This is a genomic window from Sphingomonas sp. CCH21-G11 (assembly GCF_001555965.1).
Lineage (GTDB): Bacteria > Pseudomonadota > Alphaproteobacteria > Sphingomonadales > Sphingomonadaceae > Sphingomonas.
This window is the reverse complement of sequence record NZ_LSHX01000010.1, coordinates 182,883-208,759: the sequence shown is the minus strand read 5'-3', so window position 1 is coordinate 208,759 and position 25,877 is coordinate 182,883. Positions and strand designations below refer to the sequence as shown.

At 67.6% G+C, this 25,877-nt stretch carries 24 protein-coding genes; 10 read left to right on the top strand and 14 right to left on the bottom strand.

Going from position 1 to position 25,877, the window contains the following annotated elements; all coding sequences use genetic code 11:
* The first annotated feature begins 42 nt into the window (after positions 1 to 42).
* The 10 genes from bchC (at position 43) to AX676_RS02480 (ending at position 9,925) form a co-directional block, all read left to right on the top strand.
* Positions 43 to 969 carry a chlorophyll synthesis pathway protein BchC gene (gene bchC, locus AX676_RS02525; protein WP_066482758.1) on the top strand — a complete coding sequence of 309 codons (927 nt, stop codon included), beginning with the start codon at positions 43 to 45 and terminating at the stop codon, positions 967 to 969.
* A complete protein-coding gene (locus tag AX676_RS02520; protein ID WP_066482756.1) occupies positions 966 to 1,949 on the top strand; it encodes a chlorophyllide a reductase iron protein subunit X in 984 nt (327 codons plus the stop codon). The genes bchC and AX676_RS02520 overlap by 4 nt, the downstream gene beginning before the upstream one ends.
* Before the next feature lie 5 nt (positions 1,950 to 1,954).
* Complete coding sequence (bchY, locus tag AX676_RS02515; protein WP_066482755.1) at positions 1,955 to 3,469, top strand: chlorophyllide a reductase subunit Y; 1,515 nt, start codon at positions 1,955 to 1,957, stop codon at positions 3,467 to 3,469.
* Entirely contained in the window at positions 3,466 to 4,911 is a 1,446-nt protein-coding gene (gene bchZ / locus AX676_RS02510; protein ID WP_066482754.1) for a chlorophyllide a reductase subunit Z, read from the top strand. The genes bchY and bchZ overlap by 4 nt, the downstream gene beginning before the upstream one ends.
* A gap of 136 nt (positions 4,912 to 5,047) precedes the next feature.
* Positions 5,048 to 5,281 (top strand): light-harvesting antenna LH1, beta subunit, encoded by a 234-nt coding sequence (gene pufB / locus AX676_RS02505; RefSeq protein ID WP_066482752.1) that lies wholly within the window; start codon positions 5,048 to 5,050, stop codon positions 5,279 to 5,281.
* A gap of 16 nt (positions 5,282 to 5,297) precedes the next feature.
* Complete coding sequence (gene pufA, locus AX676_RS02500; protein WP_066482750.1) at positions 5,298 to 5,477, top strand: light-harvesting antenna LH1, alpha subunit; 180 nt, start codon at positions 5,298 to 5,300, stop codon at positions 5,475 to 5,477.
* 161 nt (positions 5,478 to 5,638) lie between these two features.
* Positions 5,639 to 6,463 carry a photosynthetic reaction center subunit L gene (gene pufL, locus AX676_RS02495; protein WP_066482749.1) on the top strand — a complete coding sequence of 275 codons (825 nt, stop codon included), beginning with the start codon at positions 5,639 to 5,641 and terminating at the stop codon, positions 6,461 to 6,463.
* A 14-nt stretch (positions 6,464 to 6,477) separates the two neighbouring features.
* A complete protein-coding gene (pufM, locus tag AX676_RS02490) occupies positions 6,478 to 7,452 on the top strand; it encodes a photosynthetic reaction center subunit M (RefSeq protein ID WP_066482748.1) in 975 nt (324 codons plus the stop codon).
* 8 nt (positions 7,453 to 7,460) lie between these two features.
* Complete coding sequence (pufC, locus tag AX676_RS02485) at positions 7,461 to 8,606, top strand: photosynthetic reaction center cytochrome PufC (RefSeq protein WP_231726145.1); 1,146 nt, start codon at positions 7,461 to 7,463, stop codon at positions 8,604 to 8,606.
* Between the two features lie 50 nt (positions 8,607 to 8,656).
* Complete coding sequence (locus AX676_RS02480) at positions 8,657 to 9,925, top strand: DUF3422 family protein (RefSeq protein WP_066482743.1); 1,269 nt, start codon at positions 8,657 to 8,659, stop codon at positions 9,923 to 9,925.
* A 346-nt stretch (positions 9,926 to 10,271) separates the two neighbouring features.
* On the opposite strand, the gene hemA is transcribed toward AX676_RS02480, so the two are convergent.
* The 14 genes from hemA to bchF all read right to left on the bottom strand — a co-directional run bounded on the left by hemA (position 10,272) and on the right by bchF (position 25,715).
* A complete protein-coding gene (gene hemA, locus AX676_RS02475; RefSeq protein ID WP_066482741.1) occupies positions 10,272 to 11,492 on the bottom strand; it encodes a 5-aminolevulinate synthase in 1,221 nt (406 codons plus the stop codon).
* Positions 11,493 to 11,507: 15 nt separating this feature from the next.
* Positions 11,508 to 12,284, bottom strand: a complete 777-nt coding sequence (gene puhE / locus AX676_RS02470) for a putative photosynthetic complex assembly protein PuhE (RefSeq protein WP_066482739.1) — start codon at positions 12,282 to 12,284, stop codon at positions 11,508 to 11,510.
* Positions 12,281 to 13,357: a magnesium-protoporphyrin IX monomethyl ester (oxidative) cyclase gene (acsF, locus tag AX676_RS02465; protein ID WP_066482737.1), complete on the bottom strand. Its 1,077-nt coding sequence runs from the start codon at positions 13,355 to 13,357 to the stop codon at positions 12,281 to 12,283. Before acsF ends, puhE begins: the two co-directional genes overlap by 4 nt.
* Positions 13,354 to 13,647 (bottom strand): hypothetical protein, encoded by a 294-nt coding sequence (locus AX676_RS02460; RefSeq protein WP_197417176.1) that lies wholly within the window; start codon positions 13,645 to 13,647, stop codon positions 13,354 to 13,356. The genes acsF and AX676_RS02460 overlap by 4 nt, the downstream gene beginning before the upstream one ends.
* Positions 13,644 to 14,114 (bottom strand): photosynthetic complex assembly protein PuhC, encoded by a 471-nt coding sequence (puhC, locus tag AX676_RS02455; RefSeq protein WP_066482735.1) that lies wholly within the window; start codon positions 14,112 to 14,114, stop codon positions 13,644 to 13,646. Before puhC ends, AX676_RS02460 begins: the two co-directional genes overlap by 4 nt.
* A complete protein-coding gene (gene puhB / locus AX676_RS02450; RefSeq protein ID WP_066482731.1) occupies positions 14,111 to 14,752 on the bottom strand; it encodes a photosynthetic complex putative assembly protein PuhB in 642 nt (213 codons plus the stop codon). The genes puhC and puhB overlap by 4 nt, the downstream gene beginning before the upstream one ends.
* Positions 14,749 to 15,522 (bottom strand): photosynthetic reaction center subunit H, encoded by a 774-nt coding sequence (puhA, locus tag AX676_RS02445; protein WP_066482728.1) that lies wholly within the window; start codon positions 15,520 to 15,522, stop codon positions 14,749 to 14,751. Before puhA ends, puhB begins: the two co-directional genes overlap by 4 nt.
* Positions 15,523 to 15,533: 11 nt before the next feature.
* Positions 15,534 to 16,955 (bottom strand): BCD family MFS transporter, encoded by a 1,422-nt coding sequence (locus AX676_RS02440; RefSeq protein WP_066482727.1) that lies wholly within the window; start codon positions 16,953 to 16,955, stop codon positions 15,534 to 15,536.
* Positions 16,952 to 17,638: a magnesium protoporphyrin IX methyltransferase gene (gene bchM, locus AX676_RS02435; RefSeq protein ID WP_066482723.1), complete on the bottom strand. Its 687-nt coding sequence runs from the start codon at positions 17,636 to 17,638 to the stop codon at positions 16,952 to 16,954. Before bchM ends, AX676_RS02440 begins: the two co-directional genes overlap by 4 nt.
* On the bottom strand, positions 17,638 to 18,528 hold the full coding sequence (gene bchL / locus AX676_RS02430; RefSeq protein WP_066482721.1) for a ferredoxin:protochlorophyllide reductase (ATP-dependent) iron-sulfur ATP-binding protein: 891 nt from the start codon (positions 18,526 to 18,528) through the stop codon (positions 17,638 to 17,640). The genes bchM and bchL overlap by 1 nt, the downstream gene beginning before the upstream one ends.
* A 13-nt stretch (positions 18,529 to 18,541) precedes the next feature.
* Positions 18,542 to 22,201 carry a magnesium chelatase subunit H gene (locus AX676_RS02425; protein WP_066544073.1) on the bottom strand — a complete coding sequence of 1,220 codons (3,660 nt, stop codon included), beginning with the start codon at positions 22,199 to 22,201 and terminating at the stop codon, positions 18,542 to 18,544.
* Positions 22,191 to 23,777 carry a ferredoxin:protochlorophyllide reductase (ATP-dependent) subunit B gene (gene bchB, locus AX676_RS02420; RefSeq protein ID WP_066482715.1) on the bottom strand — a complete coding sequence of 529 codons (1,587 nt, stop codon included), beginning with the start codon at positions 23,775 to 23,777 and terminating at the stop codon, positions 22,191 to 22,193. The genes AX676_RS02425 and bchB overlap by 11 nt, the downstream gene beginning before the upstream one ends.
* Before the next feature lie 118 nt (positions 23,778 to 23,895).
* Positions 23,896 to 25,194 (bottom strand): ferredoxin:protochlorophyllide reductase (ATP-dependent) subunit N, encoded by a 1,299-nt coding sequence (locus tag AX676_RS02415; RefSeq protein WP_066482713.1) that lies wholly within the window; start codon positions 25,192 to 25,194, stop codon positions 23,896 to 23,898.
* Positions 25,191 to 25,715 carry a 2-vinyl bacteriochlorophyllide hydratase gene (bchF, locus tag AX676_RS02410; protein ID WP_066482711.1) on the bottom strand — a complete coding sequence of 175 codons (525 nt, stop codon included), beginning with the start codon at positions 25,713 to 25,715 and terminating at the stop codon, positions 25,191 to 25,193. Before bchF ends, AX676_RS02415 begins: the two co-directional genes overlap by 4 nt.
* Positions 25,716 to 25,877 lie beyond the last annotated feature (162 nt).

Genomic DNA, 25,877 nt, shown 5'->3' with positions numbered 1-25,877 from the left:
TCGGGAAACCCACTGGGGGTTCCTATAATTGGGGAGAGCGCCATGAAAGCGCTTGCAGTGATATTGGAGGCGCCGGAGCGCCTGTCAGTACGCCCCCTTGACCTCGACCCGATGGGCCGCGGCGACGTCCGGGTCGAAATCGCCTATAGCGGCGTCAGCTCGGGCACCGAGAAGCTGTTGTGGACCGGTCGGATGCCGACCTTTCCGGGGATGGGCTATCCGCTGGTCCCGGGATATGAATCGGTCGGCCGCGTCGTCGACGCCGGGGCTGATGTGCGCGCGCGGATCGGCGAATGGGTCTTCGTGCCGGGTGCGACCTGTTACAGCCGGGCCCGCGGCCTTTTCGGCGGCAGTGCCTCCACCGTCATCCTGCCTTCTGCGCGGGCGATGCCCGTCGCCGAATCGCTGGGCAGCGATGGCGTGCTGATCGCGCTCGCGGCGACCGCTTATCATGCCATCGCGGCGGGCAGCACGCCCGAGCTGATCGTCGGGCACGGCGTGCTCGGCGCGCTGACCGCGCGGATCGCGATCGCCTGTGGTGCCGACAAGCCGACCGTGTGGGAAACCCGCGCCGACCGGCGTGACGCGCTGGATTATGACGTCATCCACCCCGATGCCGACGCGCGCCGCGACTATCGCGCGATCATCGATGCCAGCGGCGACGGCGCCGGGCTCGACGGCCTGATCGGGCGGCTGGCCAAGGGGGGCGAGATCGTCCTTGCCGGCTTCTACGATCGCCTGAGCTTCGCCTTTCCGCCCGCCTTCATGCGCGAAGCGCGGCTGCGCATCTCCGCCGAGTTCACGCCCGCCGACATCGCCGCGGTGACCCGCTTGATCGATTGCGGGCTGCTCGAGCTCGACGGGCTGATCAGCCACATCCGCCCCGCGACGCAGGCCGACCAGGCCTATCCCGCAGCCTTTACCGACCCTGAGTGCCGCAAGATGGTGCTCGACTGGAGAACCCAATGAGCATGCTCGATCCGGGCCAGCTGCGCGAGGAAGCGTCGCACGAGCCCGATCCCGTTCCCAGCGGTCCGGTGACCAAGGAAACCCAGATCATCGCGATCTATGGCAAGGGCGGGTCGGGCAAGTCCTTCGCGCTGGCCAATCTCTCCTACATGATGGCGCAGCAGGGCAAGCGCGTGCTGCTGATCGGCTGTGATCCGAAGAGCGATACGACCAGCCTGTTGTTCGGCGGAAAGTCGACCCCGACGATCATCGAAACCTCTTCGGCGAAGAAGCTGGCGGGCGAGGAAATCGGCATCGAGGATGTCTGTTTCCAGCGTGACGGCGTGTTCGCGATGGAACTGGGCGGGCCGGAAGTCGGGCGCGGCTGCGGCGGACGCGGGATCATCCACGGGTTCGAGACGCTGGAAAAGCTGGGCTTCCACGAATGGGGCTTCGACTATGTCCTGCTCGACTTCCTGGGCGACGTGGTCTGCGGCGGCTTCGGCCTGCCGATCGCGCGGGACATGTGCCAGAAGGTGATCGTCGTCGCGTCGAACGACCTCCAGTCGCTCTACGTCGCCAACAATGTCTGCAAGGCGGTCGAGTATTTCCGCAAGATGGGCGGCAATGTCGGCGTCGCCGGCATGATCATCAACAAGGATGACGGCACCGGCGAGGCGCAGGCCTTTGCCCAGGCGATCGGCATCCCGACGCTCTGCGCGATCCCCGCCAATGAGGACATCCGCCGCAAGTCGGCCAATTACCAGATCATCGGCACGCCCGAGAGCGAATGGGGCTCGCTGTTCGCGGACCTGGCGAAGAACGTCGCCGAAGCGCCGCCGGTCCAGCCGCGGCCGCTGGACCAGGACGGGCTGCTCGGCCTGTTCAAGCCCGAGGATACCGGCGGCAACGTGACGCTGCGCCCCGCCACCCAGGCGGACATGCGCGGCAAACCGTTCGTCACCAAGCCCAGCCTCGAAGTCGTGTACGACGCGGTTTGACCGGCATGACCGCCCCCGCATCCAACGCCTCGCGCACTCCGGATCGCATCGCGGTCGAGGGGGGCTGTGCCAGCGGTGACACGCTGCGCGCGGCGGCGGTGCAGGCGGGCAAGTCGGACGTGCTCACCCGTTATGCACAGGATTATCCACAGGGCCCGCATGACCAGCCGCAATCGATGTGCCCGGCATTCGGCAGCCTGCGCGTCGGCCTGCGCATGCGGCGGACCGCGACCGTGCTCTCCGGCTCGGCCTGCTGCGTCTACGGCCTGACCTTCACCAGCCATTTCTATGGCGCGCGACGCAGCGTCGGCTATGTCCCGTTCAGCTCGGAGACGCTCGTCACCGGCAAGCTGTTCGAGGACATCAAGGAAGCCGTCGAGAACCTTGCCGACCCGGCGCTCTACGACACCATCGTCGTCACCAATTTGTGCGTGCCGACCGCGAGCGGCGTGCCGCTGCAGCTGTTGCCCGACCAGATCAACGGCGTGCGGATCATCGGCATCGACGTGCCGGGATTCGGCGTGCCGACCCATGCCGAGGCCAAGGACGTCCTGGCCGGCGCCATGCTGAATTATGCGCGGACCGAGGCCGAGGCCGGCCCGGTTGCCGCGCCCCGCGAACGATCGGACCGGCCGACGGTGACTCTCCTGGGTGAGATGTTCCCCGCCGACCCACCGGGTATCGGCTTGATGCTGGAACCCCTGGGCCTTGCGGCCGGCCCGGTCGTCCCGACCCGCGAATGGCGCGAGCTCTATGCCGCGCTCGACTGCGCGGCGGTGGCGGCGATCCATCCCTTCTACACCGCCAGCGTGCGCGAGTTCGAAGCGGCGGGACGCAGCGTCGTCGGGTCGGCGCCGGTGGGCGTCGACGGCACCGCCGCCTGGCTCGACGCGATCGGTGCAGCCTGTGGCATTGCACAGGACAAGGTCGACGCGGCCAAGAACCGCTTCCTGCCCGCGATCCAGGCCGCGCTCGCCGCGCGTCCGATCAAGGGGCGGATCACGGTGTCGGGCTATGAAGGTTCGGAACTGCTGGTCGCGCGCCTGCTGATCGAAAGCGGCGCGGACGTGCCCTATGTCGGCACCGCCTGCCCGCGCACCCGCTGGTCGGACCCCGATCGCGAGTGGCTGGAAGCCCGGGGCGTGCGCATCCAGTATCGCGCGAGCCTGGAGCAGGACATCGCGGCGGTCGAGGAACATCGCCCCGACCTTGCGATCGGCACGACGCCAGTGGTGCAGCACGCGAAGTCAAGCTCGATCCCCTCGCTCTATTTCACCAACCTCATCTCGGCGCGGCCGCTGATGGGTCCGGCGGGTGCGGGCAGCCTGGCGACCGTGGTCAATGCGGCGCTGGGCAACCAGGCGCGCTTCGACCGGATGACTGCGTTCTTCGAGGGTGTGGGCGCCGGCGATGCCGCGGGGGTATGGGAAACCACCCCGGCGGATCATTCGGATTTCAAGGCGAAATACGCCGCCCGCCGGATCGCGGCCGCGAAGGCGGTCGAGGCGGTGGGCGTATGACCTACATCATCGATCACGACCGTGCGGGCGGCTATTGGGGCGCGGTCTACGCCTTTACCGCGATCAAGGGGCTTCAGGTCATCATCGACGGGCCGGTGGGCTGCGAGAACCTGCCCGTCACCTCGGTGCTCCACTATACCGACGCGCTGCCGCCGCACGAGTTGCCGATCGTCGTCACCGGCCTGTCCGAACAGGAACTGGGCCGCGACGGCACCGAAGGCGCAATGCGCCGGGCGTGGAAGACGCTGGACCCCGATCTGCCCGCCGTCGTCGTCACCGGGTCGATCGCCGAGATGATCGGCGGCGGGGTCACGCCGGAGGGGACCAACGTCGTCCGGTTCCTGCCGCGCACCATCGACGAGGACCAGTGGCAAGCCGCCGATCGCGCGCTGACCTGGCTGTGGACCCAGTTCGGGCCCAAAAAGGTGCCCGCCCTGCGCCCGCGCAAGGACGGCGCTAAGCCCAAGGTCAACCTGATCGGGCCGATGTACGGCACCTTCAACATGCCGAGCGATCTGGCGGAGATCCGCCGGCTGGTCGAGGGCATCGGGGCGGAGATCAACCTGGTCTTTCCGCTGGGCAGCCACCTGGCCGACATCCGCAAGCTCGGCGATGCCGAGGTCAATGTCTGCATGTATCGCGAGTTCGGCCGCAACCTCTGCGAGACGCTGGAGCGGCCCTATCTGCAGGCGCCGATCGGGCTTGAATCCACGACCCTGTTCCTGCGCAAGCTGGGCGAGCTGACCGGGCTCGATCCCGAGCCGTTCATCGAGCGCGAGAAGCACACGACGATCAAGCCGCTGTGGGACCTGTGGCGCTCGGTCACCCAGGATTTCTTCGGCACCGCGAGCTTCGGGATCGTCGCGACCGAAACCTATGCCCGCGGCATCCGCAAGTTCCTGGAGGAGGACATGGGGCTGCCCTGCACCTTCGCCTATGGGCGGACGGCGGGCGTCAAGACCGACAATCAGTCGGTCAAACAGGCGATTGCGACCAACCCCCCGCTGGTCCTGTTCGGCAGCTTCAACGAACGCATGTACATGGCCGAGGCGGGCGGGCGCGGCGTCTATGTGCCGGCCAGCTTTCCGGGCGCGGTGATCCGCCGCCACACCGGCACGCCCTTCATGGGCTATGCGGGCGCGACCTATCTGATCCAGGAAGTGTGCAATGCGCTGTTCGATGCGCTGTTCCACATCCTGCCGCTCGCGGGCCAGCTCGACCAGGTCGATGCGACGCCGGCGCGCAACCTTGCCGAAATCGGCTGGGATGATGCGGCCAAGGCCGGTCTGGACGCGGCGGTCGAGCGCGAGCCGGTGCTGGTCCGCATTTCCGCCGCCAAGCGCATCCGCGACGCCGCCGAACGCGCGGCGCGCCGCGCCGGCCAGTCCGTCGTCACCGAACAGCTGCTGTCACAGGCGCTGACCGAAAGCCGCGTCGCATGAGCGCGCGCAGCCTTTTCCGCCCCGCGCCCGACCGGGTGCTGGCGGTCCACCAATCGCGGCGGGACAGCATCCGCCGTGATGACTGGGAGCACGTTCCGGGCTCCCCTCCTCGTCCGAATATTTGGAGACGAACGACATGAGCGACCACAGAGACGAAAGGATGGGGCCAGGAACCTACCTGACCCCAGAAGAAGCCAAGGAGTTCCACAAGCTGTTCATCAGCAGCTTCATCGGCTTCACGGTTATCGCCATCATCGCGCACTTCCTGGTGTGGAGCTGGCGGCCGTGGATTCCCGGCCCCAACGGCTACGCGATGATTTCTGACGGCGTTGCCGTGGCGCAAGCCACGATCACCGCCTTCCTGGCATAAGAAGGAGGACCACATCATGTGGAGAATGTGGCTGATATTCGACCCCCGGCGCACGCTTGTTGCGCTCGCGGTCTTCCTGTTCGTGCTGGCCCTGCTGATTCACTTCATCCTGCTCAGCACGGACCGGTTCAACTGGCTTGACGGCGGTCCGGCGACGCCGGCCGTTGCCGAAGCTCCGGCGGCGGTCACTCCCTAGCATCGGGGAAATACGCCCCCGCGCCATCCGGACAGCATCGGGCGCGGGGACGAAACAGGGCGGGCGGGGCTGGCGCGACCAGCCTCGCCTCACCTGGACGACGAAAACTGCAACCGACATCGACGCCGGCCCAGGGGGGCCCGAGCGCGGAGGATTGGGTCATGGCACTGCTGAGCTTCGAGCGAAAATACCGGGTCAGGGGAGGCACCCTGATCGGCGGTGACTTGTTCGACTTCTGGGTCGGACCCTTTTATGTCGGATTTTTCGGCGTCACCGGCGCGATCTGTTCGCTGCTGGGCACCTTGCTGATCTTTTACGCGGCCTCGCTGGGTCCGACCTGGAACCCTTGGCTGATCTCGATCGCGCCGCCGGATCTCAGCTATGGCCTGGCGCTGGCGCCGCTGCGCGAGGGCGGCTTCTGGCAGGTCATCACGATCTGCGCGATCGGCGCCTTTGTCTCCTGGGCGCTGCGAGAGGTCGAAATCTGCCGCAAGCTCGGCATGGGCTATCACGTGCCGATCGCCTTTGGCGTCGCGATCTTCGCCTATATCAGCCTGGTGGTGATCCGCCCGGTGCTGATGGGTGCGTGGGGCCACGGCTTTCCATACGGGATTTTCAGCCACCTCGACTGGGTGTCGAACACCGGCTACCAGTATCTGCACTTCCACTATAACCCCGCGCACATGCTGGCGGTGAGCTTCTTCTTCACCACCACGCTCGCGCTGTCGCTGCACGGCGCGCTCGTCCTGTCGGCGGTCAACGTGCCCAAGGGCGGCGAGGTGAAATCGCCCGAATATGAGGACGCGTTCTTCCGCGACACGATCGGCTATTCGGTCGGCACGCTCGGCATCCACCGCGTCGGCCTGTTCCTGGCGCTTTCGGCGGGCTTCTGGAGCGCGGTGTGCATCATCATCTCAGGACCGCTGTGGACCCGTGGCTGGCCCGAATGGTGGACCTGGTGGCTCAACCTGCCGATCTGGGCTTGAGAGGGATAACGATCATGGCACGCTACCAAAACCTCTTCACGCAAGTTCAGCTGCGCGCGCCGCCGGAATTCGGCCCGCCGATGACCGACGCGACCTTCACCCGCACCGGCATGCCCAGCTACAATTACTGGATGGGCAAGTTCGGCAACGCCCAGATCGGCCCGATCTACCTCGGCCGGCTCGGCATCGCCTCGCTCATCTGCGGCTTCCTCGCATTTGAGATCATCGGCCTCAACATGTGGGCGTCGGTCAACTGGGATCCGATCCAGTTCGTCCGCCAGCTGTTCTGGCTGGCGCTCGAGCCGCCCGGGCCCGAATATGGCGTCAGCCCGTTCGTCCCGCTGGCCGAAGGCGGCTGGTGGCTGATCGCCGGTTTCTTCCTGACCTCAAGCGTCCTGTTGTGGTGGGCACGCACCTATATCCGGGCGCGCGCGCTCGGCATGGGCACTCACGTCGCCTGGGCCTTCCTGTCGGCGATCTTCCTCTTCCTCGTCCTCGGCTTCATCCGGCCGTTGCTGATGGGAAGCTGGTCGGAAGCGGTGCCGTTCGGCATCTTTCCGCACCTCGACTGGACGGCTGCGTTCTCGATCCGGTACGGCAACCTGTTCTATAACCCGTTCCATGCGCTTTCGATCGCCTTCCTCTATGGTTCGACGCTGCTGTTCGCGATGCACGGCGCGACGATCCTGGCGACCGGCCGGTACGGCGCCGAACGCGAGATCGAGCAGATCATCGATCGCGGCACCGCTGCCGAGCGCGGCGCGCTGTTCTGGCGCTGGACCATGGGCTTCAACGCCACGATGGAATCGATCCACCGCTGGGCATGGTGGTTCGCGGTGCTGACCACGCTGACCGGAGGCCTGGGCATCCTGTTGACCGGTACCGTCGTCGACAACTGGTACCTGTGGGCGATCGAGCGCGGCTATGCCGCCGAATATCCCCCGACCGGCGTGGTTGATCCCGCCACGTTGCCTGGAGCACCGCAATGAGCAGCAGCATGAGGCTTTATGCCACCCTGGCGGCCGGTGCGGGCCTGAGCCTCGCGCTCGGGGCCTGCGACCTGGGGCCGAAGAAGATCACGCAGACCGGCTATCGCGGCACGGGCATGGCGCAGGTGGTGGACGTGAACAACGTCAAGCCCGCGGCGGTCATTCCCGACGATCCCTATCCGCTGCCCGCGGACGAGGGCCCGTCGGCAGCCGAAACCTATCAGAATGTCCAGGTGCTCGGCGACTTGTCGGCCGAACGCTTCAACCATCTGATGGCGCAGATCACCCAGTGGGTCGCGCCGCCAGAACAGGGGTGCAATTACTGTCACAACCCCGAGAATCTGGCGTCGGACGAGAAATATACCAAGAACGTCGCACGGCAGATGCTGGTGATGACGCGGTCGATCAACACCAACTGGCAAAGCCATGTGAAGGAAACCGGCGTCACCTGTTACACCTGCCATCGCGGCAACGCGATCCCGGCATATGTCTGGGCGAGCGGCGACAATCCGTCGGGCGGCATCCGTGGCAACAAGCGCGGGCAGAACACGCCGGCGGCGCAGGTAGGCTATGCCTCGCTGCCCTATGACCCCTATTCGATGTATCTCCAGGGCGACCAGAACTCGCGCGTCAACAACACCGGCATCTATCCGGTGGCCGTGGGCAAATCGGTCAAGCAGGCCGAGGCGAGCTATGCGATCATGATGCATCTCTCGACCGCGCTGGGGGTCAACTGCACCTTCTGCCACAATACCGACTCGTTCCAGTCGTGGAGCAACAGCCGGCCGCAACGCGCGCTCGCCTGGTACGGCATCCGCATGGTGCGCGAGATCAACAACCAGCATCTCAATCCGCTGGCACCGATCATGCCCGCCAATCGCAAGGGGCCGAACGGCGACTCGCTCAAGGTCAACTGCCTGACCTGTCACCAGGGGGTCAACAAGCCGCTTGGCGGGGTGAGCATGCTGCCAAGCGCGCCGACGCTGCGCGTCACCCCGGCGCTGCTCGAACGTTACAAGGGCTATGTGGCGGGCTCGACGCCGATGGCGGAGGCCGCCCCGGCGGCGCCACCCACGGAACCGGCCACTGACTCGGCCGTGGCGGAAGCACCCGCTGACGCGGCTCCGGCCGAGGCGCCTGCCGCGACTGAATAAGAAACGCAGGATACCCCCCGGCCGGCGGTCGGGGGCAGCGGAGGGGCGCGATGGACAATCTGACCGCGCGCAGTCACCCGCTTCGCGCCAGCCTTTCGGCCGAGATGCACGTGCGGCGGCTGCCCCGCTTCACCTCGCCCTGCCGGCTCGTCCAGGTCGTCGCGCTGCTCGGCGAGCATAGCTCGCGCCCCAGCCGCGCCTATGTCGCGGCGATCGCCCGGCGCCATGGCCACCGCGTGCTCGACGGGTCGCGCTATGAAGTATTGCCGATCGGCGATGGCGTAACGCTGGTGTGGGAGGGGCATACCGAGTTCGCGAGCATCACGCTGGTGCGCGAAGGCGCATTCGACCATCCGTTCGAGACCACGGCCTTTGGCGAAGAGGCCGCAGCAATCATTGCGGAAATGCCGGGTCAGGTCATCCGCGCGACCCAGATCGCGATAGCCGCCAGGGACACGCCGCTACCCGATCGGGACATGCTGGCGCAGTGGTTTGAGCCGAGCGCGTTGACCGTATGCACCGTCGCCGACGGCAAGGCGCGGATCATGTCCGATTTCATGCTGCATCCTGACGGCTATGGCCGTCTGCTCGTTGCCGACCTGTCGCTTGAGGGCGACGAGGCCGCGCAGATGGTGGTGCGGCTCCAGGAACTCGGCAACTATCGCAACATGGCGCTCCTCGGCCTGCCGATCGCGCAGAAGCTGACGACCGAGGTATCGGCGCTCGAACAGCGCCTGTCGGTGCTGACCCACGAAGTGTCGGAGCGCGCATCAAGCGACGACGGGCTGCTCGACGAGCTGACTTTCGTGTCGGCCGAGCTGGCGCGGATCGTGGCGTCGACGCGCTATCGCATGTCGGCGACGCGCGCCTATGCGGAGCTGAGCCTGGAGCGGCTGCGCAGCCTGCATGTCGGGGCGGTGCGCGGCTACCAGACGCTGGCGGACTTCACCGAGCGGCGGCTGACGCCGGCGGTGCGAACGTGCGAGAGTTTCGTGCGGCGGCTCGAGGATCTGCAGCAGCGCGCGGCGTGGACCAGCTCGCTGCTGCGCACGCGCATCGACATTGCGCTCGCCAAGCAGAATCGCGACCTGCTCGCGTCGATGGACCAGCGCACCCGGTTGCAGCTGCGCCTGCAGCAGGCGGTCGAGGGGCTGTCGGTGGTGGCGATCAGCTATTACCTGATCGCGCTGCTCGCCTATGTCATCTATCCGCTGACGGGCGAGAAGACGAAGCCGCTAGTGATGGCGGGGCTGGTCCCGATCGTCATGCTGTTCGTATGGTGGTCGGCGCGGCGGTTGCGGGCGCATCTGGCGGAGTAACTCGGCGGCAGCGCGCAATGCGTCGGTCGAAATGAGTCGCGCGAAGGCGCGAAGACGCGACGTAAAGGCAGAGTTTTTCACGCAGAGACGCGGAGGACGCGGAGCCTGTCGTCGTCGCCCCGGCGGAGGCCGGGGCCGCCATTTATGCACTCGGCCCAAGCGGTTCGGTCTGGCGCTCGATCCCCCAAAGGCCCCGGCCTTCGCCGGGGGCGACGCACATATTCTCCGCGCCCTCTGCGCCTCTGCGTGAACCAAAACTTCGCGCCTTCGCGCCTTCGCGCGAATCCTTTTCGAGCGCGCCTTTACGCGAACCCCTTTTCGAGGGCTCGCGCGACCGCGCCCGCGTTCAGGCCGCCATTTCGCGGCGTGCCAGTTCGCAGTGTGACCAGATCTCGCTCAGCGCGCGAACCAGCTTGTCGACGTCGCCGTCGCTGTGGACCGGCGACGGGGTGAGGCGTAGCCGTTCGGTGCCGACGGGCACGGTCGGGTAGTTGATCGGCTGGACATAGATGCCGTGATGCTCGAGCAGCCAGTCGCTGATCATCTTGCACTTCTTGGCATCGCCGACCATCACCGGAATGATGTGGCTGGGATTGTCGATCGTCGGGATGCCCAGCGCAGACAGGCGGCGGCGGACATAGGCGACGCGCTCCTGATGCGCCTCGCGCTCGGCGGAGCTGGCCTTGAGATGGCGGATGCTGGCGGTTGCCCCGGCGGCCAGGCCCGGTGGCAGTGCGGTCGAGAAGATGAAGCCCGAGGCAAAGCTGCGCACGAAGTCGCACAATGCGTGCGACGCCGCGATATAGCCGCCCATCACCCCGAACGCCTTGCCCAGCGTGCCTTCGATCACGGTGATCCGGTCCATCAGCCCTTCGCGTTCGGCGATGCCGCCGCCGCGCGGACCATAAAGGCCGACGGCGTGCACTTCGTCGATATAGCTCATCGCGTCATGCGCTTCGCACACGTCCAGAATTTCGGCGATCGGCGCGATGTCGCCGTCCATCGAATACACGCTTTCGAATGCGACCAGCTTGGGCCGGCCGGGCTCGATCGCGGCCAGGCGGCGGTTCAGATCCTCGGGATCGTTATGGCGGAACACCTGGCGTTCGGCGCGGCTGTGGCGAATGCCCTCGATCATCGAGGCATGGTTGAGCGCGTCCGACAGCACGACGCAGTTCGGCAGCCGCGCCGCCAGGGTGCCGAGCGCGGCCCAGTTGGAGACATAGCCCGAGGTAAACAGCAGCGCCGCTTCCTTGCCGTGCAGGTCAGCGAGCTCGCGCTCGAGCACGACATGGGCATGCGTCGTGCCCGAAATGTTGCGCGTGCCGCCGGCGCCGGCGCCGCATCTGTCGATCGTCTCGTGCATGGCGCTCAGCACGTCGGGGTGCTGGCCCATGCCCAGATAGTCGTTCGAGCACCACACCGTCACGTCGCTGATGTCGCCGTCGACATGTCGGTGCGCGTGGGGGAAGTTGCCGGCCTTTCGCTCCAGCTCGGCGAAGATGCGATAGCGCCCGTCTTCGCGCAGCACATCGAGCTCGCCCTGGAAGAATGCCTCGTAGTTCATGCGTGCCTCCCCACCTTATTCACTTTTGGCCGGTACGACGACCGGCGGTTTCGACGCTGAAAACCAGCGCCACATTGCCCCGTCGCGCAGCGGCAGGACCAGAAACAGATGCTCGACCACGCCCAGCACGGCCAGGCCGGCGAGCAGCGTGCAGGTGATCGCCATGCCCCCCGACGCGCTTTCCGCCGCCAGCCAGGCCCAGACGGCGATCCCGGCGCCGCCCACGATCGAGAAGGGGTAGAGCCAGTTGATCGGCCGCGCCCCGAAATAGCTTTTGAGATAGGCGAGATGCGCCGGAAAAATCTCGTCGGACAGGTTGGCGACGCCCAGATACAGGTTGAGCTTGGCCGATAGCCGCATGCCGAACAGCAGCGCAAAGGTGAGCGCGGCGGCCTGATTGGGCTGGCCCCAGCTCAGCGCGACCAGCGCCAGAAGATTGGCGGCGAGCGCAATCTCGTGATGGATGACGGTGCCGGTCGCCAGGCGAAAGCGCGCCCATCCGGTCGTGCCCGACGGGCAGGGCAGGCGGTTCGGTCCGGCGACGAAGCCCATCAGGAACCCCATTTCGTGCCAGCCCCAGATCAGGATCGCGCACGAAAAGCCGATATAGGCGGCGGACGGCGACGCATCGCCCGCGCTCCACCCCGCGACCGCCATCGCCGCCAGCGCGACCAGCCCGGCCAGCCGGAAACTGGTGCGGAACGTCGCGCGCGGGCGGCTGTCCAGCCACACGACCGCACCGGTGCCGACGAACCACATGAACAGCGCAAAGAGGAGCGGGGGCAGGCTCACCAGGCCGGGACCAGACGCGTTTGTGCCGGCAACTCGTTGCGCCGCGTGCGATGGAGATAAAGCCGGACAAAACCGGTCGCCGCCGACGCGACGCCGGTCACGCGCTTGAACGCGCCGGCGATGCCGCCCTGCGCGCGGCCCTCGTCGATCCGGGCCGCCGCCCGCCGCATCGCTTCGAGGCCGGCGCGGAATCCCGGCGCATCGGTATCGAGCACCACCGGAAATACCTGGCGCGTGATTTCGGAGCAGGTGCGGAACACCTGGAGGTCATATTCGGTGGGATCGACGCCCAGCCCCTTGTGGAACTCCGGCCGGTTATGGTCGCGCACATACATGGTGGCGTAGACCGCGACGAGGAAGAAGCGGATCCACAGCTTGTTGTGTCCGGCCAGCAGCTTGGGGTCGGCGCGCATCAGCAGCGCGAACGCCTCGCCGTGGCGGAACTCGTCGTTGCACCATTCCTCGAACCAGTTGAAGATCGGGTGGAAGCGCAGCTCCGGGTGACGCGCCAAGTGGCGGTAGATGGTGATGTAGCGCGCATAGCCGATCTTTTCGGACAGATAGGTCGCGTAGAAGATGAACTTCGGCCGGAAATAATGATATTTCTTGGCCTTGGTCAGGAAGCCCAGGTCGACGCCGATCCCTGCATCCTTGAGCGTGTCGTTGATGAAGCCGGCATGGCGGCTCTCGTCGCGGCTCATCAGGCGCATCAATTGCTTGATGTCGGGATTCTTCACCCGCTTGGCGATTTCGGCATAGAGGATGCAGCCCGAGAACTCCGACGTCATCGAGCTGACCAGGAAATCGACGAACTCTTCGCGCAGGCCGTCGGGCAGCGTTTCGATGACCCCGTTGAAGGCTTCGGTGCGCTTGAAATGCCGCTTGTTGGGGTCGGCGACCATCTCGGCGATCAGCGCGTCCCATTCGGCGCGCACCGACGAGACGTCGAGCCGGTCCATCGCGTCGAAATCGGTGGTGTAGAAGCGCGGCGACAAAACCGTGTTCTCGGTGGCGATCGCCAGCGTGTCGGGGGCATGGCCCGGGGCGGGCGTGATCGGGCTGATGGCGTTCATGATGCGCTCCGCGGGGAAAAGCTGACTTCGTAGAGCTCGGTCATCTCGAAATGACCGACGAAACGGGTCCACAGACGCTCGATCGCGGTGGCGCGCTCGACCGTCGCGGTGCGGCGAAAGCTGCCGCCCGTGCCGAACGGGACGATGATCGGATCGCCATGGACGATGACGCGGTCGCCCGGATTGATGGCAATGTCGCCGTCCAGCTCGACATGCGCGTGAAACGCCTCGTCATGATGCTCGATGTCGATGCGACACGGCGTATCGAAACGGGCGCGCGCGAACATCATTTGGCCTCCGGGGCAAGCAGCGCCATGAACGCGGCGCGATTGTCGATGCCGAAGCCGTTGAGCTCGACGCTGCGTCCCGTCGCGGTGTCGGTCAGCGACAGGCCGCCATTGGCCCAGGCGGCGAGGACGAACGGCGTGTCGGGACCCAGGCCGCGCATCCGCCGGTCACGGGCAAAGCCGCGCATGACGCCGCGGATGAAGCCAGAATTGCTGCCGCGCGGCAACAACGTCACCCGACCATCGGCACGCGTGATCGCCACGCCGCCATCTTCGCGGTCGGCGAAGCGCAGCGTCTGCGATGTGACCATCGGGACATGCGCGGCGGCGCGCTCCGCGACCGGCGACGCCGCGGGCGGCAGGCCGATCATGCGCACCGTCACCGTCGCCACTAGAGTGAAGGCGACCAGCGCGCCGGCCAGGATCAGGGCACCCTGCGGGACGGTGTTTTCGTGGCTGTGCGTGGTCATGCCGCCGCCGCCTCGCCAAACCCGCCATGGCCGGCCGTGCTGCCGGTAACGCCCGTGATGCCCTGCGGCGGCGTGATCTGCCCGCTCGGCACCGCGGTCAGGCACTGGCGCGCGATCATCGCGCCGATACGCTCGGCATCCCCGACCGCGCGCAGCGTCGGCTGGGGCCGGTTGATGTGCCAGGCGCGCGCGTGCGGCCACAGGGTCGCATAACCGAGCAGCGGCGCGCCCTTCAGCTTGAGCGCGATGTCGCCGGTGCCGTCGGGGCGCGGGGCGAAATCGACCGCCTCGATCATCGCGAGCGGCAGGTTGATGCACTTGGGCAGGGCCACGCCGATCCGCAGGACGAGCCGCTTGTCGGTCAGCGTATAGACCGTGGTGCGCGCCGATGCCCAGGCGAGCAGCGCCAGCACCGCGACGCCCAGCACGCCGGCGGTCGCGGTCATCGCGGTGCCGGTCACGCCGCCGGTCATCGCGGCGACGATCACGAGCACCGCGAAGTAACCGCCGACCAGCCGCGTGTGAAAGGCGGTGCGGGCGAGCGCGCGCCATTGCGGCCGGCCGCGCCACAGGATGCGCTCGCCCGGCGGCAGCAGCCCCGGCAGTCCGGGGATCGGCTCGCCCTCATACTCGCTCACAGGAACGGCTCCTGCCGCGCCGGCGTCGCATAGAGATAGCCGCCGCCGAAATAGGCCGACACGCGCTCTTCCTCGTACAGGGTGATCGTGCCGTTCGCGCCGGCTTCCGGGGCGTTGGCGAACTGCGCGGCGGTGATCGCGTCGATGACGACGCGGCCGCGCTTGCGCTCGATCGTCGCCATGAACATCGGTGCCAGCACCGATCGGCCGCTGTCGGCCAGCGCGACCTCGAGATAGCGGATCAGGCGGTCGGCCTTGTCGATCCATACCTCGCCGACGGTACCGGCGACCTTGCCGTCGGCGCCGACGGCCGGCATGCCGCGCGGATCGGGATCGTTCTTGACGATCCAGAACTCGGCCGCCGCGCCCAGCGGCACGATGCGCGGATGGCCTTCCCAGTCGACATCGGGACGCTTGGCGCGATCGGCGTAGGCGGCGGGGCCGACACCGTCGACCAGCGGGTCACCGGTCGGGACATAGGGCGCGCCGGGGAAGCGTTCAAAGCGCCGCGCGGCGATGTCGACGGGTTCGCGGCCGTGCGCCGGGGCCTGCGTCGTGCCATGGCCGAAGGGCAACTTGAAATATTTGGTGTCGCCGTGGAGCAGCGGGCCGCCCAGCGTGTCGAGCCGGCCGGTCATCTCGTCCTCGAGCGGGAAACCCTCGCGCCGGTCTTCGCGGCGCAGATAGATGATCAGCCCCACGAAAAAGAGGAAAAAGGCGTTGAGCGTGATCAGCGCAACGTCGATGTGCTCGTTGATTTGAACGTCCATTGGCCTTCTCCTCAGATCGGAAACTGGCCCAGCCCGAAGCGTCCGGGGGCCGGTCGGGGCGTGCCGTCGCGCCCGTTGACCAGCGGCCCGAGCGCGACGAGCGTGCCCAGCAGCAAGATGATTTCCACGCAGTAGACAAACCCGTAGCCCGTCGCCGGCGCCGCCAGCGTCGTGCCGAAATCGCGCGCGACCGCGACGGTCGAGACAAGGTCGCGCATCAGTGCGCCGAGCGCGATGGCAAGCCCCGCGCAGGTCGCCTGCACCGCGCCCCACGCGCCCAGTGCCAGGCCCGACTGTCCGTCGCGCGCCAGCCCCATCGCCTCGACCATCGTGCCGACCGAGAACAGCCCGGCACCCAGCCCGATAAAGGTCGCGCCGACCGCGAGCAGGACCACCTGCTCCAGCGGCGCGGCGAACAGGACCGCGAGGAACGCCGCGATGCCGGCGACCGCGCCATAGCCGGCCAGCCGCAACGGGTCCGCACCGGCCGCGAGCCCGCGCGCCGCCAGCGCAAAACCGACGATCATGCCCGTCGCCCACAGCGCGGTCAGCGACGTGGTCGCGGCCACCGACAGGCCCAGAATTGCGCCGCCATAGGGTTCCAGCAGCACGTCCTGCATGCTGAACGCCGCGGCACCGAGTCCTACGACGGTCAGCAGGCGCAGGGTGCGCGGATTGGCGACATAGACCGCCCACAGGCTGGCGAAGTCGGGGCGCGGCCGATCGGCGGCGGTGGCCGAGCGGTTGCGCGCTTCCTGCTTCCACAAGGCGGTGATGTTGAGCACCATGGTGACGACCGCGGCACCCTGGACGACCTGGACCAGCCGGGTGGGGGAGAAGTCGGCGAGCAGCCGGCCGATCAGCAGCGCGCTGAGCAGCATGCCCGCCAGCAGCGCGACGTACAGCAGCGCGACGACGCGCGGGCGGCTTGCCTCGGGCGCCAGGTCGGTGGCGAGCGCCAGGCCGGCGGTCTGGGTCATGTGCATCCCCGCGCCGACCAGCAGAAAGCCGATCGCGGCCCCGGTCTGGCCGATCCACGCCGGTGCCGCGCCGTCGCCCGTCATCACCAGGATGCCGAAGGGCAAAATGGCCAGCCCGCCGAACTGCAGGAGCGTACCGAACCAGATATAGGGCACCCGCTTCCACCCCAGTACCGACCGATGCTGGTCGGACTTGTGCCCGATCAGCGCGCGCAACGGGGCGAACAGGATGGGCAGTGCAACCATCGCCGCGACGACCGAAGCCGACATGCCGAGCTCGACGATCATCACCCGGTTGAGCGTGCCCGTCAGCAGCACCATCGCCATGCCGACCGAGACCTGGAACAGCGAGAGCCGCAGCAGCCGGCCAAGCGGCAATTCCGCCGTCGCCGCGTCCGCGAACGGCAGGAAGCGCGTCCCGATCCGGGTCCAGAAGGCAGCGCGCGGGCTCATCGCGGCAGCAGCTCCATCGCCTGGCTGGTGTAGAAGCCGCTCGCGATCCGCTCGGTGCGGCCAACGCGCGCGCCGTGCGCCCCGCTGGTGATCAGCGTGCGGAGCAGGCGTTCGGCGACGGGCACGATTGCGGGCGCGCGATCCTGGCCGGGCAGCAGCTTGCCAGTCATGTGCATCGCACGCAGCAACGGCGTGGCGGGGGCAAAGGTGAAGACGATCGACCCGGCGGTGCGATCGGCCAGCTGGTCGAGCACCTCGACAATGTCGAAGGCGGGGTAATGGATCAGCGAGTCCATCGCGACGACATGGTCGAACCGGCCGAGCGCCGGGTCGAGCAGGTCGCCGACGCGCCATTCGATATTGAGGTGGCGCGGCGCGCGGTTCTGCGCGATCGAAACCAAGCTGCCGGCGACGTCGATCGCCACCACCTGCGCGCCACGCTCAGCCGCCTCGACCGCCAGCGCGCCGGTGCCACAGCCGGCATCGAGCAGGCGCAGCCCGCGCATGTCGGCGGGCAGCCAGCCGAGCAGGGTGGCGCGCATCCGGTCGCGCCCCGCGCGCACGGTGCGGCGGATACCGCTGACCGGTGCATCCGACGTCAGCTGTTCCCAGGCTTTCGACGCGGTGCGGTCGAAATAGGTCTCGAGCTGGCCGCGATAGCGTGAGTAGGTGGCGCTGCCCATCATTCGAACCCCAGGAACTCGAAGATGTCGCGATCCTTCATCGGCACCGCGGCAAGCGCGTCGGTGCCCGCCCAGAGTTGCGCGGCCAGGCGCTTATACTCGTTGCACGCCGCCTCCACTTCGGGCGTCTGCTCCATTTCGAACAGCGTGCATTTCTTGAGGCGCGAGCGGCGAATGGCATCCAGATCAGGAAAATGCGCCAGGCGCTTCAGGCCGGTGGCGGCATTGAACCGGTCGATCTCGTCGGTTTGCGACGATCGGTTGGCGATCACGCCGGCCATGCGCACGTCGTAATTCTTGGCCTTGGCCTGGATCGCGGCGACGATGCGGTTCATCGCGAAGATCGAATCGAAGTCGTTGGCGGCAACCACCACCGCGCGCTCGGCATGCTGCAGCGGGGCGGCAAAGCCGCCGCACACCACGTCGCCCAGAACGTCGAAGATGACGACGTCGGTTTCCTCGAGCAGGTGGTGCTGCTTCAACAGCTTGACCGTCTGGCCGACGACATAGCCGCCGCAGCCGGTGCCGGCCGGCGGGCCGCCGGCTTCCACGCACATCACGCCGTTGAACCCTTCGAACATATAGTCTTCGGGGCGGAGTTCCTCGTGATGGAAATCGGCCTGTTCGAGCACGTCGATGACGGTCGGCATCAGCTTCTTGGTCAGCGTGAAGGTGCTGTCATGCTTGGGATCGCAGCCGATCTGGAGCACGCGCTTGCCGAGCAGCGACAGCGCCGCCGACAGGTTGGAGGACGTGGTCGACTTGCCGATCCCGCCCTTGCCGTAAACGGCGATCACCTTGGCGTTGCCGATGCGGTCGACGGGGTCGAGCCGAACCTGGACGCTGCCTTCGCCATCCTGTCCGCGTACCGGGGGGTCGAGAAGTGCCATGCGTCGTTATTCCTTATGCTGCGACCGCGACGACGCCCTCGAGGCGGTCCTCGATCTCGTCGGATGCGGCGTGGAGTGCCGCCAGAGTTGCGTCGTCGGGTTGCCAGTAGTTGCGCTCGCTCGCCTCGATCAGCCGGTGGGCGACACGGGCGGCGGCACGCGGGTTGAGCGAGGCGATGCGCGCGCGCATCTCGTCGTCCAGTACATAGGTCTCGCTGATCCGCTGATAGACCCAGGGGTCGACCTCGCCGGTCGTCGCCGACCAGCCCATCGTCGTGGTCACATGCCCCTCGATCGCGCGGACGCCCTCATAGCCGTGGCGCAGCAGCCCTTCGGTCCAGACCGGATTGAGGATCCGGGTGCGGGTTTCGAGCGCGACCTGTTCCTGGAGCGAGCGGACCTTGCCGGTGCCTTGCGTCTGGTCGCCGATATAGACCGGCGCGGCCGCACCCTTGGCGCGCGTCACCGCGCGGCTGATGCCGCCCAGCGCATCGACATATTGGTCGATGGTGGTGATGCCGAGTTCGACCGACTCGAGGTTCTGATAGGCGCAATCGACGGTCTTGAGCGCGGATGCGAGCAGTTCCGCCTGGCGGACCGGCTGGCCCTTGACGCCATAGGCATAGCCCTTTTGCCGCTCGAAGCTGTCGGCCAGTTCGTTGGGGTCGGTCCAGCCGCCGGTGTCGATCATCAGATTGACGTTGGCGCCATAGGCCCCCTCGGCGTTGGAGAAGACGCGCAGCGCCGCGGTTTCGATGCCGCACTCATGCTCGGCCTGGTGCGCCAGGCTGTGCTTGCGCACATAATTCATCTCGACGGGTTCGTCGGCCTGGCTGGCGAGCAGCGCGGCTTCGGCCAGCATCCGCGTCTGCAGCGGCAGCAGGTCGCGGAACACGCCCGACAGCGTCGCGATCACGTCGATGCGCGGGCGACCGAGTTCGGCGAGCGGGATCAGCTCCGCCCCGGCCAGCCGGCTATAGCTGTCAAAGCGCGGCCGCGCGCCGATCAGCGCCAACGCCTGGGCGATCTGCGCGCCTTCGCTCTTGAGGTTGTCGGTGCCCCACAGCACCATCGCGACGGTTTCGGGCAGGCGACCGGAATCGGCGAGGCTGCGGTCGATCAGCCGCTGCGCCTGTTCCGCACCATCGCGCACCGCGAAGGCGCTGGGCAGGCGGAACGGGTCGAAGCCGTGGATGTTGCGGCCGGTCGGCAGGATTTCCGGCGAGCGCAACAGGTCGCCGCCCGACACCGAATGGATATAGCGCCCGGAAAGCGCGGCGACGAGGCCGTCCAGCTCGGCGTTCGTGGCGAGCGCGGTGTTCAGCGCCGCCAGATCCTTGAGCAGCGGCGTGTCGAGCTTTAGCCGGCCGTCGACCAGTGCCTCGACCGTCAGCAGGTCGAGCGGCTCGCCGCGGCTGTCGGCGGTGGCGGCGATCATGTCGATGCGTTCCGCGCGGGTCGCGGCCTGGCCGGCGACATGCAGCCCCTGCGGGATCAGCTCGCGCTCGATTTCATAGAGCCGCGCGGCGAGCGCGGGGATGTCGTGGCCGTCCAGATCGATCGCGGCGGCCTGGTCGGCGATCAGTTCGGCGAGCATCTCGCCGGTCTCGTCGCCCGGCGGCAGCGCGCGCCAGCGTTCGACCGACGCCTTGAGGTCGGCCAGCCCCTTGTAGACGCCCGACTGAGTCAGCGCAGGGGTGAGGTAGCTCACCAACGTCGCGCCCGAGCGGCGCTTGGCCAGCACGCCTTCCGACGGATTGTTGGCGGCGTAGAGATAGATGTTGGGCAAGTCACCAATCAGCCGGTCGGGCCAGCATTGCGCGCTCAGGCCGGCTTGCTTGCCCGGCATGAACTCCAGGCTGCCATGCGTGCCGAAATGCAGCACGGCGTGGGCGCGGAAATCCTCGCGCAGCCAGCGGTAGAAGGCGGCAAAGGCATGGGTCGGGGCAAAGCGGCCGTTGAACAGCAGCCGCATCGGATCGCCCTCGATCCCCAGCGCGGGCTGAATGCCCACAAACACGTTGCCGAACTGCGCGCCGAGCACCTGCACCGCGCTGCCGTCCGACTGGAGCTTGCCGGGGGCGGGCCCCCATTCGCGCTCGATCTCGTTGAGCCAGGTCTCGGTCGACACGATCGTGTCGGCGGTGATGCGGGTGTGGACGTTCGCTTCGGTGCCGTAGCGCGCGGCGTTGCCGGCCAGGATGCGGTCGCGCAGCTCATCGACGCTGGCGGGAACGTCGACGCGATAGCCTTCGTCAGCCAGCCGGCGGAGCGTGGCGTGCAGCGACTCGAACACCGCCAGGAACTGTGCGGAGCCCGCCGCACCGGCATTGGGCGGGAAGTTGAACAGGACGATGGCGACGCGGCGTTCGGCTTCCTGCGCCTGGCGCAGTTCGACCAGCTTGAGCACGCGGGCGGCCAGCGCCTCGGCCCGCTCGGGGCAGCTTTCCATCGCACGGACCGCGCCGGCGGCGGGGAAGGTGCAGTGGCGTTCGCAGCCGGTGCAGGGCGTTTCCGCGCCGTCCGAGCGCCCGCCGAACACCATCGGATTGGTGCCGCCGTCCAGCTCGGGAATCGCGATCATCATCGTCGATTCGAGCGGCAGCAGCCCCTGGCGGTTGGCGCCCCAGGCCTGCAGCGTCTGAAACTCGACCGGATGCGCGGCGATATAGGGCCGGTCGAGCTTGGCCAGCATTTCCTCGGCCAGCTTGGTGTCGTTATAGGCGGGGCCGCCGACCAGGCTGAACCCGGTCAGGTTGATGACCGCATCCACCGTCGCGGTGCCGCCGCGCATGAACAGCGTCTCGATCGCCGGGCGGCCGTCCAGCCCGCCGGCAAAGGCCGGGACGACGTTCAGGCCCTTGGCCTCCAGCGCGCGGATCACACCGTCATAATGCGCCGAGTCGCGTGCCAGGATGTAGGAACGCAGCATCAGCACGCCCACCGTGCCGACTGCGTCGCGCCGACGCGGCAGATCGGACACGGTGCGTGCCATCCGGTCCTTCATGTCGGGGTGGTAGACGCCGACTTCCGGGTAGTCGCGCGGCAACGCCGCCTTCATGCCGCCACGAAGCGCGCGGCGATCGCCATCGGCATAGCGATCGATCAGTGCGCGGATCATGTCGACGACATTGTCGTCCGAACCCGCCAGCCAATATTGCAGCGTGAGGAAATAGGCGCGCACGTCCTGCGCCGTGCCGGGAATGAAGCGCAGCAATTTGGGCAGGCGGCGCAGCATCGCCATCTGGCCCTTGCCCGAACTCGCGCCCGGCTTGCCCGATCCGCGCAGCTTCTTGAGCATGGCGAGCGGCCCGGTCGCGGGCTTGTCCATGCGGTAATCGCCCATGCGGGTCAGCTTGACGACCTCGCCTGCCGACATCAGGCCGACGATCGCGTCGCACGCCGACTGCCGCGCCTGCAAATCGGGCAGCACCGCGCGGATATGATCCTCGAGGAACAGCATCGTCACCAGGATGATGTCGCCGCGCGCAATGTCGGCGCGCGCCGCTTCGAGCGCGCCCGGCTGATCATCCCAGTCGGCGGCGGCGTGGAAGCCGATGGTGACGCCGGGATGGGTGCGGTCGAACTGCGCCTGCGCGCGCTGGCACGCGCCCGACAGGTGATTGTCCAGCGTGATGATGACCACGCGCACGGGGGCGGCGCTAGCGGGCATAATGCGCCTTCGCGTCGTAAAGCGTGTCGAGCGTGATCACCGCCAGCCCCTGATCGGCGGCGAAGCGTTCGGTGTTGCGGCGTGCCTTGCCGCGCACGAAGAACGGGATTTTCCTGAGCTCGCGCTCGGCGTCAGAGGTCCAAAGCCCCTCCTCTGCAGGGGAGGGGTTGGGGTCGGGGTTGTCCGCGAGCGTTTCGGCATCTGCGCCGTGCTCACCCCCGACGCCTCCCGCAGGCGGGAGCGGGGATTTGTGACCATGCCCGAGATGGCTGGCGCCCGCGCCATCGGAAAACTCGAAATCGTCGCGGAACATGGTGAGCAGATGCTCCTCCAGCCCCATGACCAACGGGTGGACCCAGGTGTCGAACAGCACGTTCGCGCCCTCGAACCCCATTTGCGGCGAGTAGCGCGCGGGGAAATCCTGGACATGCACGGGTGACGAAATGACCGCGCACGGCACGCCCAGCCGCTTGGCGATGTGGCGCTCCATCTGCGTCCCCAGCACCAGCTCGGGCTGCAGTTCGGCGATCGCCTGTTCAACCTCCAGATAGTCGTCGGTGATCAGCGGTTCGACGCCGTAAAGCTTGGCGGCATCGCGCAGGTCGCGGGCGAACTCGCGATTATAGCAACCCAGGCCCACCACCTCGAAGCCCAGTTCGTCGCGGGCGACCCGCGCGGCGGCGATCGCGTGAGTCGCATCGCCGAAGATGAAGACGCGCTTGGCGGTCAGATAGGTCGAATCGACCGAACGGCTCCACCAGGGCAGGCGCGACTGAAGCTGGTCGGCATCGGCCGCGACGCCGGCAATCGCGGCGACCTCGGCGATGAACTCGCGAGTCGCCCCATAGCCGATTGGCACGGTGCGCACGGTCGGCTGGTTCAGGTTCTTTTCCAGCCAGCGCGCCGCGGTGTCGCCGGTTTCGGGATAGAGCAGCACGTTGAAATCGGCCGCGCCGATATTGGCGATGTCGGCCGGGCTCGCGCCCAGCGGCGCGACCAGATGGACGTCGACGCCCATTGCGTCGAGCAGCCGGGTGATCTCCACCACGTCGTCGCGGTGGCGAAAGCCGAGTGCGGTGGGGCCAAGCAGGTTGGCGCGCGGCCGGCGGCCCTCGCGCGGGGCGGGGCGCACGCTGCGATCGGCGATGGTGCGGACGATCTGGTAGAAGGTTTCCGACGCCCCCCAGCTTTCCTTGCGGGTGTAGCTGGGCAGTTCGAGCGGCACGACGGGGATCGGCAGGTTCATCGCCGCGACCAGCCCCGCGGGGTCATCCTGGATCAGCTCGGCGGTGCAGGATGCGCCGACCAGCATCGCCTGCGGCTGGAAGCGGTCATAGGCCTCGCGCGCGGCGGTCTGGAACAGTTCGGCAGTGTCCTTGCCCAGGTCGCGCGCCTGAAAGGTGGTGTAGGTGACCGGCGGCCGCGCATTGCGGCGCTCGATCATCGTGAACAGCAGGTCGGCATAGGTGTCGCCCTGCGGCGCGTGGAGGACATAATGGACGCCCTTCATCGCCGTCGCGACCCGCATCGCGCCGACATGCGGCGGGCCTTCATAGGTCCAGACGGTCAGCTGCATGGTGTGGCCGTCCCTTTCCCCGTCGCCCCGGCGAAGGCCGGGGCCGCTGGACAGCCTGGCGCGCGCCCGGTTCGGCGAGCGGCACCGGCCTGCGCCGGGGCGACGAGGAGAAGCCTCCTCATACCTTCAGCACATCCCGCCGGCGCAGCGGCCGGGCGAAAAGTTCGGCGAGGTCGCCCGCCTGGTCGAAGCCATGGATGGGCGAGAAGACCAGCTCGATCGCCCATTTGGTGGTCAGCCCCTCCGCCTCCAGCGGATTGGCAAGGCCGAGGCCGCAGACCGTCAGGTCGGGGCGCTCGGCGCGCACGCGGTCGAGCTGGCGGTCGACGTCCTGGCCTTCGCTGACCAGCGTTGTGGCGGGCAGCATCTCCAGCTCGCGCGCCAGATGGCGGCGGTGCAGATAAGGGGTGCCGACCTCGACCGGGATCATCCCCAGTTCGGTCGCGAGGAAGCGCGCGAGCGGGATTTCAAGCTGCGAGTCGGGGAGGAAGAAAATCCGCTTGCCCTCAAGCCGTTCGCGCTGATGCGCCATCGCCCGCTTGGCGCGTTCGCGCAGCGGCGCCACGACGCGGCGGAAATGCAGCTCGTCCACGCCGAACACCTGCGCGGCGGCGTGCGCCCAGGCGGTTGTGCCCTCCGCGCCGAAGGGGAACAGCGCGTCGATCCGCTGCGCGCCGCGATCCTCGAGCGCCTGAGCGGTCGCGCCCAGAAAGGGCTGGGCGAGCAGGAAGCGGGTGTTCGGCCCGACCGGCGGCATCTCGCCCGCCCGACGCGCGGGCAGCGAGCGGACGCGCGCGATGCCAAGCTCGGCGAAAAGACGCAGAAACTGGTCCTCGACGATATCGGGCAGCGCGCCGACGATCATCAGCTCGGCCGAGTCGTCGCGAGTCGCGGGCAAAGTGGGGACGAGCGCGGCGAGGCAGGCATCCTCGCCCTCGGTGAACGTCGTTTCGATCCCGCTGCCCGAATAGTTGAGGATGCGGACCTGCGGCGAATGCTTGTCGGACAGGCGCTCGGCGGCGCGCGACAGGTCGAGCTTGATGACCTCCGACGGGCACGACCCGACCAGGAACAGCATCCGGATGTCCGGGCGGCGGGCGAGCAGCCGGTCGACGACCCGGTCGAGTTCCTCATTCGCGTCGGCCAGGCCCGCCAGGTCGCGTTCCTCGATGATCGCGGTGCCGAAACGCGGCTCGGCAAAGATCATCACGCCGGCGGCCGATTGCAGCAAATGCGCACAAGTGCGCGAGCCGACCACCAGGAAGAACGCGTCCTGAACCTTGCGGTGCAGCCAGATGATTCCGGTCAGGCCGCAAAAGACTTCGCGCTGGCCGCGTTGGCGCAGCACGTCCGGGCGTACGGAGGGGGCACAATCGGTGCCGGCGGGCGGGGCGAGCACGGGGGCGAGCGGGCTCATTGTGCCACCGCCAGCGTCGCACCCGACTCGCTATTGCCCTGAAGCCGCGCGACCCGCAGCTTCCACAAAAACTGTCCAGCGTTGATGACATAAGCCGCATAGCCGGCCAGCGCGACCGCGAATTGCTGGACGGGCGAGCCGATGCCCGCGAACAGCATGACCAGATAGGCGGTGTGAAGCGCCAGCACCGCCATGCTGAACAGGTCCTCCCACCAGAAGGCGTCAGCGAACAGCCATTTGCCGAACACGACCTTTTCCCAGATCGAGCCGGTGACCATGATGGTGTAGAGGGTCAGCGTCTTGACCACGACCGATGCGGCGGCGACGTCCCCGCCGGCACCGGTGATCAGATAGCGGGCGACGAGCGCCAGGCTGACCAGGAAGACCGCGAACTGGAATGGGGCGAGCACGGCCTGGACCGTCGTCCACACGCTCGCGTCGCGGCGCCGGCGCTGCTCGGGCGTATAGAGCGACCCGCGTGCCGCCGTTTCCTTCACCGCCGAGCCAATCTCTGGCCGCATGCCTCACGCCCTCTTGTCGTTGCGCACATTATGGCACCGACGCGAAAAGTGTCAAACAGAATAGACGTAAAGCAAAAATGACACTTTTCGACTTGGTCCCGATTTCGCGGGTTGTGGCGGGATCGAAACAGGCGTAGCTTGATCCCTGCGGGATTCCAAAAA